We start from the raw sequence: 14,689 nt of genomic DNA, 5'->3' as shown, positions 1-14,689 counted from the left end.
CCCGCCGAGGGGGGTCGGACACCCCCCACCGGGAGCCGGCTCAGGCGTCCCGGCGGCGCGCCACCACCAGCGCGACGGCGAGCAGGCCGACCGACACCGCGGCGAAGTAGGCGAGCGCCATGGCCGGGGAGAGCACCGGGTCGGCGATCATGCTGCGCTCTCCCCGCAGGAAGTGGTCGGCCGCGACGAAGGGCATCCACTGCTGGATGTGCTCACCCACGGTCGGGATGACCGAGACGAGCGGTTCCACCAACATCGGCCAGACCAGGAGCAGGGCCAGCGCTCCCGCGCTCTGCCGGACGAGGAGCCCGACCGCCACCGCGATCACCGCCGAGAACACGAACACCGGGGCGACCCCGAGGACCGCCCTCAGCTCGTCGGCGGTCCCCAACCCGAGATCGGAGACCGGGTGCAGGACCGAGGCCACGCCCAACGACCCGAGCGCGGCGACGAGACCGACCAGTCCGGCGACGCCGGCCACCAGCGCGGTCTTCGCCAACAGCGCGGAGGACCGCCCCGGCACGGCCTGGAAGGTCGTGCGCATCGTGCCGAAGCGGTACTCGGTGGTGACCGCGAGAGCCGCCATGACCAGCACCAGCATCATGCCGAACTGGTAACCCATCTGGACCTCGGTGACCGAGATCGGCACGTCGGTCGGCCAGCTCAGCACGGCCGCGGTGGCGAAGCCCACCGGGAGGACCATCGCGAGGAGGTTGCACCACCAGGGCGACCGGGTGGAGAAGAGCTTGATGCTTTCCGCCGAGATCAGGTTCACGGCACTCACCTTCCGGCGGTCACGAGCTCGGGAGCGGGCAGGGCGGTCGTCTGGTACTCGACCGCGTCGTCGGTCAGGCGCATGAACGCCTGTTCGAGGGAGGCGCGTTCGACCGCGAGTTCGTGCAGCACCACGCCACCCGCGGCCGCCACCTCGCCGACGAGCTGGGTCGTCACACCCGAGACCAGCAGGGCACCGGTCTCGACCTCGACCCTGACCTCGGCGTCGGCCCGTGCCAGCGCCGCCCGCAGTTCCTCCGCCTGGGGAGTCCGCACCCGCACGAGGGACTCGCTGGCGTTGTCGATGAACTCGGCCGTGGTGCACTGGCTGATCAGCTTCCCCCGGCCGATCACCACCAGGTCCTCGGCCGTCTGCGCCATCTCGGAGAGCAGGTGGCTGGAGACGAAGACGGTCCGGCCCTGCGCGGCGAGGTCCCGCATGAAGCCACGGATCCAGCGGATCCCCTCGGGGTCGAGGCCGTTGACCGGCTCGTCGAACATCAAGATCTCGGGGTCCCCCAACAACGCGGTCGCGATCCCCAACCGCTGCGACATCCCCAGCGAGAACCCGCCGGCCGGGCGGTTCGCGACGGCCGCGAGGCCCACGGCCTCCAGCACCTCGTCCACCCGCCGGTCGGGCAGCCGGTTCGTCCTGGCCAGCCAGCGCAGGTGGGCCCGCGCCGACCGGTTCGGGTGCACCCACTTCGCGTCCAGCAGCGCGCCGATGCGGCGGAGTGGCTGGTCCAGCTCGTGGTAGGCCTGCCCGTTCACGCGGACCGTTCCGCTGGTCGGGCGGTCCAGGCCCAGGATCATCCGCATCGTCGTGGACTTCCCCGCGCCGTTCGGCCCGAGGAAGCCGGTCACCCGCCCCGGCCGCACCGAGAACGACAGGTCGTCCACCGCGACCTTGTTGCCGTACCTCCTGGTGAGGCCTCGTGCCTCGATCATGGTCACCAACTCCCCGCCCGCCCCTGTCGGGCGTCGCCTCGTCCGCTGTCGCTTCGGGAGTCAGCCTGTCGGAGACGGACCCCCCGGGGTATCCGTGATCACCCCGAGGTCAACCCCCACTTGCCCCGCAAGGTCCTGGGGGCCGACACCCCGGGGGCGTACCGGCAAGTTCATGAACGACGATTCACAAACGTTTGTGAACCGTGGTTCAATAACGGGGTCGCCAGACCGAGGAGCACCACGGACGAACAGCTGATCCGAGCGGCGAGCGCGGCGCTCGCGGAGCTGGGACCGCGACGGCTCGCCCTGGCCGAGATCGCCCGCCGCGCCGGGGTGGTGCCCGCCACCCTGGTCCAACGGTTCGGTTCCAAGCACGGCCTGCACGTCGCGATGAGCCGGGCCAGCGCCGACGAGGTGCGCACCACCATGCGCGACGCCGCGAAGGACGCCGGCGACCCGGTCGAGGCGGTCAGGGCGGCGGCGACCTCGCCCTACCGCGCGCTCGACAACCCCGACACCGCCGCGCACAACCTGGCCGCGCTGGGGACGGACCTCCAGGACCCGGAACTCCGCCAGCTCCTCGGCGAGGTGTACGGCCGGGTCAGCACCGAACTGCGCCGCCTGGTCGGCGCCGCGGTCGACGCAGGGGAACTGCCCGGCGCACCGGCCCCGGAGGTGGCGGGCTCCGTACTGGCGGCCCTGGTCAACGGCTCGGCGTTGCACTGGTCGATGCGCCCCGAGGGGTCCCTGGTCCACCGGCTCCTCGCCGACGTGGACGCGGTGCTCGACGGATGGCGGCGCCCTCCCGGCTGAGCGGCGGCCACGACCAACCCAGCCGGAGATCCATCACGAAGGGAACGAGGACTTGGCGGAGAAGAACGCACCACTGCACGGGCGGGTCGCCGTCGTCACCGGCGGCACCCGGGGATGCGGCCGGGGCATCGCCGTGGAACTCGGCGCCTCGGGGGCCACCGTCTACGTCACCGGCCGCACGAGCGGGCGGACGCGCAGTCCCCTGAACCGCGCGGAGACCATCGAGGAGACCGCCGAGCTGGTGACCTCGGCCGGCGGCACCGGCATCCCGGTCGTCTGCGACCACAACTCCGTCGCCGACGTCACCGCGCTGGCCCAGCGCATCCACTCCGAGCAGGACGGTCGGCTGGACATCCTCGTCGACGACGTCTGGGGCGGTGACCCCCTCGTGGTCCACGGCACCCCGTTCTGGGAGACCAGCCTGGAGGACGCCCTGCGGGTGCTCCGCAACGGCGTCGAGACCCACCTCGTCACCGCGCACACGCTGCTGCCGCTGCTCATCGCCAGGCCGGGCGGCCTGCTCGTCGAGGTCACCGACGGCGACGACGACGAGTACGTGGGGACAGCCGTGCCCTACTTCCTGGTCAAGTCGGCGATGCGCCGGCTCGGCACGGCCTTCCACCACGAGCTGGCGCCCTTCGGGGGAGCGGCGGTCACCGTCAGCCCCGGTTTCCTCCGCTCGGAACGCATGTTGGACCACTTCGGGGTGACCGAGGAGAACTGGCGGGACGGCATCGAGCGGGATCCGCACTTCGCCATTTCGGAGACCCCCCGCTACCTGGGCCGCGCCGTCGCGGCCCTCGCCGCCGACCCGGACGTCTCCCGCTGGGGAGGGCGCGGCGTGTCCAGCGGTGAGCTCGCCGCCGCCTACGGCGTGCGCGACCTGGACGGCTCCCAACCCGACGCGGCCACCTACATCCGCGAGGTCGCCCTCGGCGGTCGTCGGGACCGCACGGCCGACGACTACCGCTGACCCGGGCCGAACGACCGCGTCCGGGGCGGTCCCGAAACGGTCCCGGGGCCACCGGCGGTTCCACCCGCCGGGCCCCGGGCGCCCCGGATCGGGAGCTCCTACTCCCCGCCGTCGGACCTGGCCGGCGAACGGCCGTCCTCCGCTCCCCCCGCGCCGCTCGCCACGGCGGAGGCCTCCTGCTGGGCGCCACCGGTCTCGGCGGGCCCGTCGTCACCGGCGGTCGACGACGACGTCGCGTCCCCGGCCCCCTCCGACCCGGCGGTCCGGTGCATGTCCTCCGCCACCCGGGGCAGCCAGGCCCAGGCCACCACTGCCGCGATGAGGATCAGCACGGTCGCCGCGAGGTGGGCCACCCGCACCCCGTCCATCCAGGACTCCATGACCTCGCGCAGCAGTCCGGTGCCCTCCTCACCCAACGACCGGGCCACACCGAGACCGCCGACCAAGGAGTTGGTCGCGGTCTCCCGGACGTCCTCGGGGAAACCCGTCAGCGAGTCCGACAACCGGCTCCCGTAGGTGCTGCCCAGCACCGAACCGAGGACCGCGATCCCCAGCGAGGCACCGATCTCGCGAGTCACGTCGTTGGTGGCCGACCCCATCCCGGCCCGTTCCCGGGGCACCTTCGACATCAGCATGTCGGTGGCGGGCGGCATCGTGAGCGCGATACCCAGCGAGACGGTGGCCAGGCCGAACAACAGGTGCCAGTAGCCCGAGTCGACGCTCAGGGTGCCCAGGATCCCCATGCCGAGCGCGGCGAGACCCATCCCGCTCACCACGGTCGCCCTCGGGCCGAACCGGCCCACGACCCGGGCGACCTGGGGCGAGACCAGCACCATCATCACCGAGACCGGCAGCATGGCCACCGAGGACATCAGCGGCGAGTAGCCGAACACGAGCTGGAGGGTGAGGCTGAGGGAGAAGAACACCCCGATCAGGGCGAAGAACACCAGCGTGAGCGAGAGCGCCGACGCGGAGAACGCCTTGTCCCGGAACAGCGTCATGTCCAGCATCGGGTCCTTCACCCGGCGCTCCCACAGGACGAAGACCGCGACCAGGACGAGGCCGGCCGCGAGCAGTCCCAGCGTCGTCGCCGACGCCCACCCGTTGTGCTCCGCCTGGATCAGGGCGTAGACGACCGTGCCGATACCCAGCGTCGACAGCACCGCCCCACCCGGGTCGATGCCACCGTGCCCGCCCTCGCCGGCGCCGGCCGCCACCAGCCGGTGGCCGGGGACGAACCGGACGCCCAGGGCCACGCCGACGATGACGACGGGGATGTTGATGACGAAGACCGACTGCCAGGAGTAGAACTCCAGCAGGACTCCGGAGACCACCGGCCCGAGGGCCGTACCGGCGCCGGACACGGCGGCCCACACCGCCACCGCCCTGGTCCGCTGGTGGCGGGGGAAGACACTGGTCAGGATCGACAGCGTCACGGGCATCACCATCGCGGCGCCGACGCCCAACGCGGCACGGGCGGCGATCAGCTCGGTGCTCGAGTCGGTGAACAGCCACACGTAGGCGGAGCCGAGGCCGAACACCACCAGGCCCGCCTGCAACATGGCCTTGCGGCCGTACCGGTCGGCCATCGCGGACGCGGTGAAGAGCAGACCGGCGAACACGAGCGTGAAGGCGTTGTTGAACCACTGCTGCTGGCTGGTGGTGGCACCCAGGTCCACCGAGAGCACGGGGAGCGCGACCCCCAGTGAGGTGTTGGCCAGCATGACCGTCGCCAGCGCCAGGCACAGCACCAGCAGGGTCTTCCACCTGTCGCGGTAGACCGATAACTCGATGCCCTCGGCGACCGCGGCGCGCTCGTCGTCCGTCATCGACGAACGGGGTTGTCCCGGCGGCACCTGGGCCTCGGGCTGGACACGGGACACGTCATCTCCTCGACAAGACGGGGAAGCCGGCCCTCCCTCGACCAGGCCGACCCCTCCACGTTATGTCACACGTGCCAGTTGGCACACGTGACTTATGGCATGGTTGACACTGGCCGGACATCCCGTGAACCCTTGGGAGCCATGACCGAGGCCCCGGACCCCCACCACGCCGCACCGCCGGACCGCCGGCGGCGCAGGGCGCAGCGGACCCGCGCCGGCATCGAGGCGGCCGCGCTCCGCCTGTTCCGGGAACACGGTTTCGAGGCCACCACGATCGCCCAGATCGCCGACGCCGCCGACATCGCGCCACGCACCTTCTTCCGCTACTTCCCGAGCAAGGAGGCGGTCCTCTTCGGCGACCCGGCCTGGCCCGCCCAGATGCTGCGGGAGAGCATCAGCCGGCGGCCCGCCGACGAGCACCCGATGCGCTCCCTGGCCTGGGCGCTGGGCGAGCTCGACGACGTGATGCAGGAGGAGCGGGCGCAGCACCTGCTGCGGTGCGAACTCCTCGCCGAGGTCGACGAGGTGCGGTACGCGCAGCACATCGTCTCCTCGAACTGGATGCGGGAACTGACCGCCCTGATCGCCGAACGGCTCGGCGCCGACCCCCACACCGACCCCCGCCCCCAGGCGTGGGCGATGGCGCTCGCCGGGACCGTCTCGGTCTCCCTCCAGGCCTGGCTGGCGCGTCCCGAGGGGCCGCTGCCCTCCGCCCTGCTCGCCGAGGTGCTGCACACCACCATCGACGGCCTCTCCGAGACGGCACGGGGACTGCCGGCCCCCGCCCCCGCCTGACGGACACGCGGCGCTCCGCGGGCGACCGGACCGGGTTCGACGGCCGAGGCGCTGGGTCCCGGGCCTCCGGACGGAACGCCGGCGGTGGTGGACGTGGCACGATCTGTGTCGAGAATGCCCGCGTCGAGCCCGAGGAGTGACGGTTGGTCCACGGACCACCCCAGCGGCACTGGCCCGGCCCGCTCTCGGCGGCGGTGGCCACCCTGTGCGACCGGCTCCAGCCCCAGGTCGGCCCGGCCACGGCGGCCGGTTTCCGGCAGGTGCTCCACCGGCTCTCCGCCCCGCTCCAGGTCGCCGTCGCGGGACGGATCAAGTCCGGCAAGTCCACGCTGGTGAACGCGTTGATCGGCCGCCGGGTGGCGCCGACGGACGTGGGCGAGTGCACCCGGCTGGTGACCCGCTTCCAGTACGGCACCGTCGACCGGGTCGAGGTGATCTTCCGGGACGGCCGCAAGCAGGTCCTCCCCTTCGACCAGCAGGGCATGATCCCCGCCGACCTGGGCGTCGACATCGCGTCGGTCTCCCACCTCGAGGCCTACCTGACCAACGCCGTCCTGCGTGACCTGACCGTCATCGACACCCCCGGCCTCGGATCGCTCGACTCGGCGTCGGTCCGCCGCACCCGGGAACTGCTGGGCGCGGGCGACGAGCCACCGGGTGAGCTGGACCCGGTGTCCCGCGACGCGGTCGCCGGAGCGGAGGCCGTGCTCTACGTCCTCACCCAGACCGTCAAGGCGGACGACGAGCACGCGCTGACCGCCTTCACCGCGGCCACCGCCCGCCGGGAGGCCGGCCCGGTCAACGCCGTCGCCGTCCTCAACAAGGCGGACACGGTGGAACCGGACTCGGTCCCCGGCTCGGACGGCTCCACCTGGCGGGCGGCCGGCCTGGTCGCCGCCAGCCAGGCGGCCGCGCTCCGCCCCAGGGTCGCCGACGTGCTGCCCGTCATCGGCCTGCTCGCCGAGACCTCGGAGACCGGCGGCTTCACCTCGGCCGACGCGCGGTGCCTGAAGGACCTGGCCGCGCTCGACGAGGAGACCAGGGAGACGATGCTGCTCTCCGCCGACCTGTTCGTCGACTGGGAGTGCGCGGTGCCGCCGGCCGACCGCCGCCGGCTCCTGGAACGACTCGACCTGTACGGCGTCCGCAGCGGCGTCCTGGCCGTCACCGAGGACCCCGAGATCACCGCCGGCGCCCTCCGCCGCCGGCTCCTGGACGCCTCCGGGCTCGCCGCCGTGCGCGCTCGGCTGCGCACCCTCTTCCAGGCGAGGGCGGACGGGATCAAGGCGGCGGCGGCGATGGCCTCCGTCACGGCGCTCGCCCACGCCTCCGGCGACCCCGGCGAACGGCAACGCGTCCACGACGCCATCGAGGTGCTGCTGGCGCGGCCCGAAGCGCACCAGTTGCGCCTGCTGGAGGCGCTGACCCTGGTCGCGGGCGGAACCGTCGCGATGCCCGACGACCTCGCCGAGGAGATCCTCCGGGTCGGGAGCACCTCGGACCCCGGGGAACGGTTGGGCCTCGCCGGACGTCCCAGGACGGAACTCGCCGCCCACGCGCTCGAACGTGCCGGCTGGTGGCGGTCGTTCGCCTCGTTCGGGGCCACTCCGGCGCAGAGCAGGGTGGCCCACGTGGTCCACCGCGCCTACTTCCTACTCTGGCAACAGCTCAGGGAGGCGACATGACCCCCTGGTTCCGGCGGCGGCGACGCGAGGAGCCGCGCCCGACACCACGACCCGGGACCGGCCCGGGGCGGGCCGCCCGAGGCCACGACGAGCACACCGACCCGGTGCTCGTACCACCGGAGCCGCCCCTCACCCCGCCCGTTCCCAGCGCCCCTCCCGAGGCCGTCCCCTCGGTCCACCCCGACGACGCCACCCCGCACGGCGCCGCGCCCGAAGTGCCGGAGGCACCCGACGTGCCGGACGCACCCGTGCCAGCGGAGAACCGACCCCCGGCCTCGACGGCCACACCGGTGCCCCCGTCCGGTGCCGGGACGGCCGGAACCGCCCGCGCCGGCGACACGTCCTACCGCGACGTGGGCCTTCATTCGCTCGACACGGCCGCGCGCGCGGCGACCGCCGAGGACAGCACCGACCACGAACGCGTCCTGCGTGAGCGCCAGGACCTGATCAGGCTCTGCCTGTACGCCCTGGACCGGGCGCGCAGCGCGGGTGTGGCCGAACGCATCGAGGAGGGCCTGGCGGCCGTCGGCGTCACCTCGCTGCGGCCGGACGGGGACCGGTTCGACCCGGCCCGCCACGAGGCCGGTGGCGTGACGGACACCGACGACCCGGCGCTGGCCGGGACGGTCGCCGAGACGGAGGTGGTGGGTTTCGCCGACCGCGGTCGCACGCTGCGGGTACCCGTCGTCACCGTCTACACGCGGAAAGGGCCGGGATGACCGGCGAGCGGGCCCCGTCCGGCTCCGGCGTCGCCCTGCCCAAGCTGGTCAGGCAGACGCGGGAACGACTGGTGGAACTGCTGCGTTCGGCCGACGTCGACGCCGCCGAGTGGGTCGAGCGGGTACGCGGGGCCAAGCAGCCCCGGCCCACCGTGGTGGTCGTCGGCGAGACCAACCGGGGCAAGAGCTCCCTGGTGAACGCGCTGCTCGACCAGCACGACCTGTCCCCGGTCGACGCCGACGTCGCCACGGCCACCTACCTCCGGTTCACCGGCGGCCCCTCGTGGAGCGCCTCGGCCCGCTACGGAGACGACGCGGCGGTGGACATCCCCCTGGGCGAACTGCGGAACTGGGTGTGCGTCGACGGCACGCTCCCGCCCGGCGCGTTGCCGCCCCGCGACATCGCGGTCACCGGGCCGGCACCGCTGCTCACCGACCTCGACCTGGTCGACACGCCGGGTGTGGGCGGTCTGGACGCGATCCACGGTGAGCGCGCGGCGGACGCGGCGGCGAAGGCGACGGCCCTGCTGTTCGTCCTGGACGCCTCCAGCCCGCTGACCCACGGCGAGCTGTCCTTCCTCCGCTCCATCTCCGACCGGGTGGAGACGGTGGTGTTCGCCCTGACCAAGACGGACCAGTACCGGGGGTGGCGGGAGGTGCTCGCCGCCGACAGGGCGCTGCTCGCCGAGCACGCGCCGCGCTTCGCGGACGCCGACATCCACCCGGTGTCCGCGCGGTTGTCGCAGCTCGCCGCCTCCGCCCCGCACGCGGGGCCCGCCGACATGCTGCGGGCGCGGTCGGGGATCGCGGAACTCGCCACCTCGCTCGTCAGCACCGTGGCCGGACGCGGCAACATGCTCGGCGAGGCGAACACGATGCGGGCGCTCGCCAGTTCCCTCGCCGCCCTCACCGCCCGTCTCGAGGCCGAGGAACGGGCCCTGACCACCGGGGAGGACGAGGCCCGCGCCCTCAGGCGACGCCGGGACGAGCTGTCGGCGGAACGCCGCTCCGCCAGCAGGGGATGGCAGCTGCGCCTGCGAGGCGAGCTGAACCGGGCACGGGTCGAGTGCGGTCACGAGGTCGCCCGCCAGGTCCGCGACGTGCAGTACTGGTTCCGCCGGCAGATCGACGGCGCGGACCGCGCCGGGCTCGAGCGGTTGCCCCGGCACGTGGACGCCGCGCTGCGACTCCTCTCGGCCCGCACCAGCGCGATGCTCGAACAACGGCTGGCCAGGGTGACCGAACTGACGCTCGCCGAACTGTTCTCGCCCGCCGAACTCGCCATGATCCGCGACCAGGTGGCCAGGTCCACCCAGCCCTTCGTCGTGATGCGCCCGGCGGACCGGCGCCAGCAGACGGCGGAGGACCGCCTGCTGGTCTTCATGGGCGGGTCGATGGGCATCTCGGCGGGGCTGGGGGCGAGCAAGCTGGCGATGCTGCCCTTCGGGGCCGCGGCCGGGCTGGCAGCCCTGCCGCTCGTCGTTCCCGTGGTGGCGCTGGGCCTCGGCGCCGGCTGGTGGATCGGCCGGGTCCGCCGCCACGGCGCGGACAAGCAGCACCTGCGGCAGTGGCTGTCCGATGCCCTCGCCGACGCCCGGTCCACCCTGGACCAGGTGGTGTCCGAGCAGCTGATCGAGGCGGAGATCCAGCTCTCGACCGCGCTCGACGAGGTGCTCGGCCGGCGCGTCAACGGCATCGAGGAGGAGCTCCGGGAGGTCGACAGGGCGCTGCGGATGGGTTCCGCCGACCGCGCGAGGGAGACGCAACGGGTGCGCCGAACCCTGGCGGAGGTGCGGGCCGGGGCCGAACAGGTCGACCAGCTGCTCGCCAGGATGCGCGAGCTCGGGCCTGGTCGCGGCCACGCCGCCCAGCCCGGCACCTCCCCGGGCCGGCCGGGCCCGGGGCCCCGGTTGGGCGGGAACCAGAACTGCCTACCGTGAGTCCAACGTGACGTCCGACCGGACCGCCCGGGGGCCGAGCAGCACCGTCGGCCGGTCGAGATCCGAAACGACCCGGTGAGGGGGATGCGGTGTACATCGAGGGTGAGGCCGGTGACACCACCGGCGACAGCACGGACCTGCGGGTGGTCGTCGACGGCCAGGAGTACACCGGGGAGACCAACCACGACTTCTCCGGCGACGGGACACCGGACAGCGTGTTGTTGGAGACCGACGACGGGTACCTGGTCTTCACGGACTCGGACGGCGACGGTGAGGCGGACCTGCTGGTCGAGTACGACGAACACGGCAACGTCACCGGGACCGCCGGCTACGACCAGGCGTCCGGTGGTTGGGTGGCGTCCGACCCCGAACGGACCCTCGAGGGGAACCCCCGCCTCGACATCGGGGAGTTGCCCGCCGGCGAACCCTTCGACGACGCCAGCTACTCGGGGGACTCCATCCTCGTGCGCACACCGGGCGGCCCGATGGATGTCGGCGCGCCGACGGAGGACATGAACGGTGACGGAGTCGCCGACACCTCCGTGGTGGTCACCGAGGATGACGTCGTGCTGGTCGTCAGCGACGTCGACGGCGACGGCGACGCCGACCTGATCGCCGAGTTCCACGCCGACGGCACGGTGGTCCTCGCCGAGCACACCGGCGGCGGGGAGTGGGTCGTCGTCGAACAGGGCGGGTTGGACGCCCAGGGGCAGTACGTCCCCGACACCGGCCACCACGGGGCGGTGCCCAGCGGCTCCGACGAGGAGTGGGGCGACGAGGCGACCGACGCACGCGCGCGCTACGACGTCACCGCGTCCGTCGGCGGGTCCGCCGTCCCCGTGGCCGGTGCCTCCGCTCCGAGCGGGGACGCCAGCGGGGAGTCGCCCGAGGTCGCGCAGGCGCACTGGGCTTGATCGACGGGCGAGCCCGTGGAGGGCTCGCCGCGCCGACGGCACTCGGCGTGGTCGTGGCCGTCGTGGTCGGCGGGTCCGCTCCTGGCGCCCGCCGACCGCCCCCACGGGCGGCGGCGCGCTCCGAACCGCGCCCGATCCGGTGAGCGGCGCGGTCGGAACACCGCCGGGCCCGCTACCGGAGGAAAGGGAACGGGGTCGACCGGCGGACTTTCCCCCAATTCCAGCGGAAGTTCGCGGCACTGGCCCTGGCATCCGAATATCCCCCTATTCGACGCCCATTCGGCCGCCAACCGGATAAACCACCACGGCCCGCGACCTCCCCTTCGCCTGGCCGCGCGGAATGGAATCGCCACCGGTATTTCCCGGCGCCTGCGGACCGGACCACGGACCGGAGGCGTCCGGCCCAGCCCACCGAAACTGGTCAACCGGTTGCGCGCATTCTCGCGTTCGCCCGGCTCCCCGGGCGTCGAACGCCGTCGAACGGGCTCCGCCGCGCCGCCGGTACGCCTGACCGGGGACGGCGAGCGCACCCCGCCCACTCACCCGAACCGGACCGAATTCGTTGCGGACAAACGAGAACAGAGCCCAACTTCCAGGTGCTGAATCGATACCCTTATCGGTCCTGTGAGAGAGCCGACAACTTTCCGTTGAGTACCGAGGGCCTACTGCCGCTAACCTTCGGGAACCCCCAATTTCGTGGTCCGCCCGCCGCCACCGGGCGGCGCGAAGCATTTCCGCGTTCGTGGGGGTCTTCGTGTTCCACCGAGCCGTGGACAGCGCACAACCACCGCCGGCAGCACCTGGCAGTCAGGAGACGTGAGGACCATGACCGCACTCGCCGTACCCGGTCTCGACCAGCCGCCCACCACCCACGAAGGTCTCCTCGCCTGGGTCCGCGAGGTCGCGGACCTGACCACCCCGGACACCGTCGTCTGGTGCGACGGCTCCGAGGCGGAGTGGAGGCGGCTGACCGACGCCCTGGTCGCGGCGGGCACCTTCGTACCCCTCCGGGCCAAGCCCAACTCGTTCTGGTGCGCCTCGGACCCCAGCGACGTGGCCAGGGTCGAGGAGCGCACGTTCATCTGCTCCCGGGACGAGGCCGACGCCGGGGCCACCAACAACTGGATGCCGCCGGCGGAGATGAAACGGGTGATGACGGAGCTGTACCGGGGGTGCATGCGCGGCAGGACGATGTACGTCATCCCGTTCTGCATGGGACCGCTGGACGCCGAGCGACCCATGTTCGGCGTCGAGATCACCGACTCCGAGTACGTCGTGGTGTCGATGCACATCATGACCCGAATGGGGGATGATGTGTTGTCCCGCCTCGGGAGCGACGGCGAGTTCGTCCCCTGCCTGCACTCGGTGGGCAGGCCGCTCGCCGACGGCGAGGCGGACGTGCCCTGGCCCTGCAACGACACCAAGTACATCTCGCACTTCCCCGAGGAGCGCACGATCTGGAGTTTCGGCTCCGGCTACGGGGGCAACGCGCTGTTGGGCAAGAAGTGCTACTCGTTGCGGATCGCCTCGGCGATGGCCCGGGACGAGGGGTGGCTCGCCGAGCACATGCTCATCCTCAAACTGATCTCCCCCACCGACGAGGTGCGCTACGTCGCGGCCGCCTTCCCGTCCGCCTGCGGCAAGACCAACCTGGCCATGCTGGAACCCACCATCCCCGGTTGGCGGGTCGAGACCCTCGGCGACGACATCGCGTGGATGCGGTTCGGCGAGGACGGCAGGCTCTACGCGGTCAACCCGGAGGCCGGGTTCTTCGGCGTCGCGCCTGGCACGAACTGGAAGACCAACCCCAACGCGATGCGCACGCTGGAGCGCGGGAACTCCATCTTCACCAACGTCGCGATGACCGAGGACGGCGACATCTGGTGGGAGGGGATGGACGGTGCCCCCGACCACCTCACCTCCTGGCGGCACGAGGACTGGACGCCCGAGGACGGGGAGCGGGGCGAGCTGTCCTCCCACCCGAACTCGCGGTACTGCACGCCGATGGGACAGTGCCCCGTGCTGGCGCCCGAGTGGGACGATCCGCGAGGAGTGCCCATCTCCGCGATCCTCTTCGGCGGACGACGCGCGACGACGATCCCGCTGGTCACCGAGGCCCGGGACTGGCAGCACGGTGTCTTCATGGGCGCCACCCTCTCCAGCGAGAAGACGGCGGCGGCGACCGGACGGGTCGGGCAGGTCCGGCGGGACCCGATGGCCATGCTGCCCTTCATCGGCTACAACGCGGGTGACTACTTCCAGCACTGGATCAACCTCGGCAAGGAGGCCGACGCCTCCCGGCTGCCGAGGATCTTCTACGTCAACTGGTTCCGCCGGGGCGAGGACGGCCGGTTCCTGTGGCCGGGCTTCGGTGAGAACTCGCGCGTGCTGAAATGGATCGTGGACCGCCTGGACGGGGTCGCGGCGGCCGTCGACACCCCGATCGGGCGGGTACCGACCGCCAGCGGGCTCGACCTGTCCGGGTTGGCGGGTACCGAGGCGGACGTCGAGGCCGCGCTGCGCGTGGACCGGGAGGAGTGGCGTGCCGAGCTGCCCCTGATCGAGGAGTGGTTCGACACGATCGGCGATGCCCTGCCCGGCACGCTGCGGGACGAGCTGGCCGCGCTGCGGGAACGCCTGGGCTGACCGCGCTGCGGCGACGGCGGGGGCGTCCGACACTGAGGACGACGGGCCGGGGCCGGCGACCAGCGGGGAGGTGTGATGAGCTTCGTCATCTGGCTGCTCCAGATCGTGCTGGCGGCCACCTTCGTCCCATCGGGGATCTCGAAGCTGCTGCTCACACCGACCCAGCTGGTCGATCGCGGCCTCGGCTACGCCGAGGACTACTCCTACCGGTCACTCAAGACGATCGGCGTCCTGGAGGTCCTCGGCGGAGCGGCGCTCGTGCTCCCCACCCTGTTCGGCGTCCTCCCCACCCTGGTCCCGCTCGCCGCCACCGGGCTGGCGGCGTTGATGGTCGGCGCCGGGATCACCCACCACCGCCGGGGGGAGCATCGCGTCATCGCGGTCAACGCGGTCCTGTTCACGCTGGCCCTCATCGTGGCGGTGACCCGGTTCGGCCCCTACTCCCTGGGGTGAACTGGTTTCACGTGAAACCGGGCCCCGCACCGCGTCCGCACGAACCCCGCACCGCCACCACGACGGCCGGGTAGGACAGACCGGCCGGCGGGGTCCCTCGGCCTCGCCGGGACGGGGACCACCACGGAGGTGGGCGAGGGTCGACA

The 14,689-nt window shown here is 72.6% G+C and carries 12 protein-coding genes; 9 read left to right on the top strand and 3 right to left on the bottom strand.

The window, feature by feature from the left end:
* Positions 1-40 precede the first annotated feature (40 nt).
* Together C1701_RS11415 and C1701_RS11410 are read right to left on the bottom strand one after the other, a co-directional pair.
* A complete protein-coding gene (locus C1701_RS11415) occupies positions 41-775 on the bottom strand; it encodes an ABC transporter permease (protein WP_026417915.1) in 735 nt (244 codons plus the stop codon).
* A gap of 5 nt (positions 776-780) precedes the next feature.
* Positions 781-1,722, bottom strand: a complete 942-nt coding sequence (locus C1701_RS11410; protein WP_026417914.1) for an ABC transporter ATP-binding protein — start codon at positions 1,720-1,722, stop codon at positions 781-783.
* 120 nt (positions 1,723-1,842) lie between these two features.
* On the opposite strand from C1701_RS11410, the gene C1701_RS11405 reads away from it, so the two are divergent.
* Complete coding sequence (locus C1701_RS11405) at positions 1,843-2,535, top strand: TetR/AcrR family transcriptional regulator (RefSeq protein WP_337662234.1); 693 nt, start codon at positions 1,843-1,845, stop codon at positions 2,533-2,535.
* Between the two features lie 52 nt (positions 2,536-2,587).
* Positions 2,588-3,508 carry an SDR family oxidoreductase gene (locus tag C1701_RS11400; protein ID WP_026417912.1) on the top strand — a complete coding sequence of 307 codons (921 nt, stop codon included), beginning with the start codon at positions 2,588-2,590 and terminating at the stop codon, positions 3,506-3,508.
* 98 nt (positions 3,509-3,606) lie between these two features.
* On the opposite strand, the gene C1701_RS11395 is transcribed toward C1701_RS11400, so the two are convergent.
* The gene (locus C1701_RS11395; protein WP_248783921.1) at positions 3,607-5,391 is read right to left on the bottom strand and encodes an MFS transporter; all 1,785 of its coding nucleotides are present in this window, start codon (positions 5,389-5,391) and stop codon (positions 3,607-3,609) included.
* Between the two features lie 141 nt (positions 5,392-5,532).
* Here C1701_RS11395 and C1701_RS11390 point away from each other — a divergent pair, with 141 nt between their 5' ends.
* From C1701_RS11390 to C1701_RS11360, 7 genes are all read left to right on the top strand, one after another.
* Positions 5,533-6,186 carry a TetR family transcriptional regulator gene (locus C1701_RS11390; RefSeq protein WP_035275360.1) on the top strand — a complete coding sequence of 218 codons (654 nt, stop codon included), beginning with the start codon at positions 5,533-5,535 and terminating at the stop codon, positions 6,184-6,186.
* 143 nt (positions 6,187-6,329) lie between these two features.
* Complete coding sequence (locus C1701_RS11385; protein ID WP_026417911.1) at positions 6,330-7,871, top strand: dynamin family protein; 1,542 nt, start codon at positions 6,330-6,332, stop codon at positions 7,869-7,871.
* A gap of 215 nt (positions 7,872-8,086) precedes the next feature.
* On the top strand, positions 8,087-8,590 hold the full coding sequence (locus tag C1701_RS11380) for a nucleotide exchange factor GrpE (protein WP_425475825.1): 504 nt from the start codon (positions 8,087-8,089) through the stop codon (positions 8,588-8,590).
* Positions 8,587-10,530, top strand: coding sequence for a dynamin family protein (locus C1701_RS11375; RefSeq protein ID WP_245588716.1), 1,944 nt, complete (start codon positions 8,587-8,589; stop codon positions 10,528-10,530). Before C1701_RS11380 ends, C1701_RS11375 begins: the two co-directional genes overlap by 4 nt.
* Before the next feature lie 89 nt (positions 10,531-10,619).
* Positions 10,620-11,444 (top strand): DUF6802 family protein, encoded by an 825-nt coding sequence (locus C1701_RS27335; protein ID WP_051313577.1) that lies wholly within the window; start codon positions 10,620-10,622, stop codon positions 11,442-11,444.
* Positions 11,445-12,269: 825 nt separating this feature from the next.
* On the top strand, positions 12,270-14,090 hold the full coding sequence (locus tag C1701_RS11365; RefSeq protein WP_103055898.1) for a phosphoenolpyruvate carboxykinase (GTP): 1,821 nt from the start codon (positions 12,270-12,272) through the stop codon (positions 14,088-14,090).
* Between the two features lie 75 nt (positions 14,091-14,165).
* Positions 14,166-14,543 (top strand): DoxX family protein, encoded by a 378-nt coding sequence (locus C1701_RS11360; protein ID WP_030106413.1) that lies wholly within the window; start codon positions 14,166-14,168, stop codon positions 14,541-14,543.
* The last annotated feature ends 146 nt before the right edge of the window (positions 14,544-14,689 follow it).

The sequence above is a fragment of the Actinoalloteichus sp. AHMU CJ021 genome (assembly GCF_002895405.1).
Lineage (GTDB): Bacteria > Actinomycetota > Actinomycetes > Mycobacteriales > Pseudonocardiaceae > Actinoalloteichus_B > Actinoalloteichus_B caeruleus.
The sequence above is the reverse complement of the archived record's forward strand: the minus strand, read 5'-3'. Positions and strand labels throughout refer to the sequence as shown.

Bases quoted from the DNA above. Each gene is read 5' to 3' on its own strand.
- C1701_RS11375 (WP_245588716.1), top strand. From the start codon at position 8,587: ATGACCGGCGAGCGGGCCCCGTCCGGCTCCGGCGTCGCCCTGCCCAAG.
- C1701_RS11360 (WP_030106413.1), top strand. From the start codon at position 14,166: ATGAGCTTCGTCATCTGGCTGCTCCAGATCGTGCTGGCGGCCACCTTC.
- C1701_RS11410 (WP_026417914.1), bottom strand. From the start codon at position 1,722: ATGATCGAGGCACGAGGCCTCACCAGGAGGTACGGCAACAAGGTCGCG.
- C1701_RS11390 (WP_035275360.1), top strand. From the start codon at position 5,533: ATGACCGAGGCCCCGGACCCCCACCACGCCGCACCGCCGGACCGCCGG.
- C1701_RS11365 (WP_103055898.1), top strand. From the start codon at position 12,270: ATGACCGCACTCGCCGTACCCGGTCTCGACCAGCCGCCCACCACCCAC.